This window comes from Pseudomonas donghuensis (assembly GCF_000259195.1).
In the GTDB taxonomy this organism is placed as follows: Bacteria; Pseudomonadota; Gammaproteobacteria; order Pseudomonadales; family Pseudomonadaceae; genus Aquipseudomonas; species Aquipseudomonas donghuensis.
In genome coordinates, this window is sequence record NZ_JH650761.1 from 228,610 (window position 1) to 231,583 (window position 2,974).

4 protein-coding genes are annotated in these 2,974 nt (G+C 63.0%); 2 read left to right on the forward strand and 2 right to left on the reverse strand.

Annotated elements, in window-relative coordinates; translation table 11 throughout:
• Positions 1–1,505: methyl-accepting chemotaxis protein (locus tag UW3_RS26785; protein ID WP_010222307.1), on the reverse strand; the 1,505-nt coding region annotated here is incomplete at its 3' end.
• Positions 1,506–1,740: 235 nt separating this feature from the next.
• Here UW3_RS26785 and UW3_RS0110180 point away from each other — a divergent pair.
• Positions 1,741–1,995 (forward strand): outer membrane protein assembly factor BamE, encoded by a 255-nt coding sequence (locus UW3_RS0110180; RefSeq protein ID WP_010222308.1) that lies wholly within the window; start codon positions 1,741–1,743, stop codon positions 1,993–1,995.
• Positions 1,992–2,567, forward strand: a complete 576-nt coding sequence (locus tag UW3_RS0110185; RefSeq protein WP_010222310.1) for a lipocalin family protein — start codon at positions 1,992–1,994, stop codon at positions 2,565–2,567. Before UW3_RS0110180 ends, UW3_RS0110185 begins: the two co-directional genes overlap by 4 nt.
• Positions 2,568–2,658: 91 nt before the next feature.
• On the opposite strand, the gene UW3_RS29410 is transcribed toward UW3_RS0110185, so the two are convergent.
• On the reverse strand, positions 2,659–2,974 hold a 316-nt coding region (locus UW3_RS29410; protein ID WP_010222311.1), incomplete at its 5' end, for an amidohydrolase family protein.

Sequence of the window (2,974 nt, forward strand, 5' to 3'; positions counted from 1 at the left end):
CCCTCGTCCGCCACCACGGCAAATCCACGCCCGGCTTCACCGGCGCGGGCCGCTTCAATGGCGGCGTTGAGCGCCAACAGGTTTGTTTGCTGGGAAATGCCGCTGATCACTTCAAGAATCTGACCGATGTTCACCGTGTTGGCATTGAGCGTCTCGATGTTGCCACACGAGTCGCTGATCTTCGCCGACAGCTGGTTCATTACCTCGATGGTCTGCTCGACCACCTGCTGGCCTTGTTCGGCCAGATTGCGCGCGTCGCTGGAATGCTGCGAGGCGAGGGCGGCGTTCTGGGCGATTTCCTGGGCGGCGGCACCGAGCTGGTTGATCGCCGCCGCGACGCTGCTGGTGCGGCTCGACTGCTGGTCGGCGTTGTGGATCGAGGCGTTAGAGGCACTGACCACGCGCAGGGCCACTTCATTGACCTGGCCGGTGGCCGAGGCCACTTCGCGGATCGACTCATGGATGCGTTCGACAAAACGGTTGAACGACTGGCCGAGGCTGCCGAATTCGTCCTGGCCATGGATGCGCAGGCGCCGGGTCAGGTCGCCTTCGCCTTCGGCGATGTCATGCATGGCCCGGCCCATCACGTGCAGTGGCTCCATCAGCACGCGAATCAGCACGCCAAGCAGGGCGATGATGATCAGCACCGCGATCACCGTGGCAACCACCGCCGAGGTGCGCAGTTCGCTGAGCGTGGCAAAGGCAAAATCCTGGTCGAGCACCAGTGCCACGTACCAGTCAGCCGAAGGCACGCCGTTGACCTTGGTGAAGGTGATGAACTGCTTGTGCCCGTCCAGTTCGGCTTCTTTCAGGCCGCTGCCGACCTGCGGGGCGCCTTGCGGGTAAGCGTCGCTGAGGTTTTTCAGGACCAGGTCGGCTTGCGGGTGCACGAGGATCTTGCCCGCGCCGTTGACGATGAAGGCCTGGCCGTGGCCGTCGAAGTTCAGGGCGTTGATGATCGCGCTGATGCTGTCCAGGTCGGTGTCGACGCCGTTGACCCCGATCAGCCGGCCCTGATGCTGTACCGGGGTGGCGAGGGTAATCACCAATTTGTTCGCTGAAACAGAAATGTACGGCTCGGTGACGATGGTCTGGCCGGCGCCGGTGGCAGCCTTGTACCAGCCGCGCACTCGCGGGTCGTAGTCGGCGGCGCGGTTGCCCAGCGGTACCGACTGCATGTAGCCGTCCTGGCCGCCGAAGTAGGTCAGCAGAAAGTTGCTGCCGTACACCGGCAGGCTCAGGCTGCGGGTCAGGCTTTCCTTGCTGGCGCCATCGATGGCGACCTGCTGGGACAGTGATTGCAAAAGTTGCATGCGGCTTTGCAGCCAGGTCTGGATGTTGCTGCTGGTCAGGCTGCCGAGCTCCTGCATCGAGGCTTCGGTATTGCTGCGCAGGGTCTGGCGCTGGCGGTAATCGTTGAACAGGATGAAACAGGTGAAGGCGACAGCGACCACCAGGGCGGCGGCGAGCAGAATCTTGTGGCTGAACTTCAGGTTTTTTGTCATTGCGAGGTCTGTCTGCACAAGGCGGGGTCAACGGATGGGGCGCGGCAAACGGTCGCAGCGCCTTCCTGTGTCGTCCGTTCTGGGCAAAAGATTAATCACAGAACTCACCAGTCGACCAATGGCGGGGCTTTGACGCCAACAAAACCGGGACGCTCGGGAACCGGATGGGCTTTTTCCCTTCTAAGCTGTCGGTAGGCCATTGCGCCTGCACCCTCATGTCCAGGAGTGACCCTTCATGTCGTTGCGTTCCCTCGCCCTGCTGTCCTTGTGCGTGTTCCTCACTGCGTGCAACAAGATCAACCAGGAAAACTACTCACAGCTCAAGTCCGGCATGGCCAAGGCCGAGGTCGAGAAACTGCTCGGTGCGCCGACCGATTGCTCCGGTGCCTTGGGCATGTCCAGCTGCACCTGGGGCGACGAGAAGACCTTTATCAGCGTCCAGTACGCCGGTGACAAGGTGCTGATGTATTCCGGGCAGGGCCTCAAATGAAGCAGCTGCACCTGCTGTTGGCGCTGTGCGCCGGGTTGATCCTCGGCGGCTGCGCCAGTTCCGGTGCAGGCTCGCTTGAGCCGAAGACCGCCAACAGCGTCGACCTCAAGCGCTACCAGGGCAAGTGGTATGAGCTGGCGCGTTTGCCGATGTATTTCCAGCGTGACTGTGCCCAGTCCGAGGCCCATTACAACCTCAAGCCGGACGGCAGCGTTGGTGTGCTCAACCGCTGCCGCACCCTTGAAGGCGAATGGCAGGAGGCCAGCGGCACGGCCAACGTGCAGGTGCCGGGCAAGACCGACAAGCTTTGGGTGGTGTTCGACAACTGGTTCTCGAAGTTGCTGCCGGGCGTTGCCAAGGGTGACTACTGGATCCTCTACGTCGACGACAAATACCACACCGCGCTGGTCGGCAATCCGGATCGCAAGTACCTGTGGATACTCTCGCGTACCCCGACCATCCCGGCCTTGCAGCGCGAAAGCCTGCTGGCCAAGGCGCGCCAGCAGGGCTACGACACCCAGCGGCTGATCTGGCGGGTGGCGGACAAGGACATGGCTGCGGCTAAGCCTTGATGCCCGAATCGCTGGCAAGCCAGCTCCCACAAGGGCAGTGCAATCCCTGTGGGAGCTGGCTTGCCAGCGATAGTCTCGCCTCGGTTTTGGATCAGCCCAACAGGCTGCGCAGCACCCCGGCAAATTCCCGCGCGCTGTCTTCTTCCTGGGCATGGCGGCCCTGGCGCACTACCCACTGGCCGTTGACCATCACATCGCGCACCTGACGGTCGCCGCCAGCAAACAGCCAACGGTTGAGAATGCCGTCTGCACTGGCCGTCGCCAGGTACGGGTCGTTGCCATCGAGCACCAGCCAGTCTGCGCGCTTGCCCACCGCCAGTTCGCCAATCGGCTGCCCCAGGGCCTGGGCGCCACCGCTCAGGGCGGCATCGAACAAGGTGCGCCCGACCATCGGCTGGGGGCCGCGG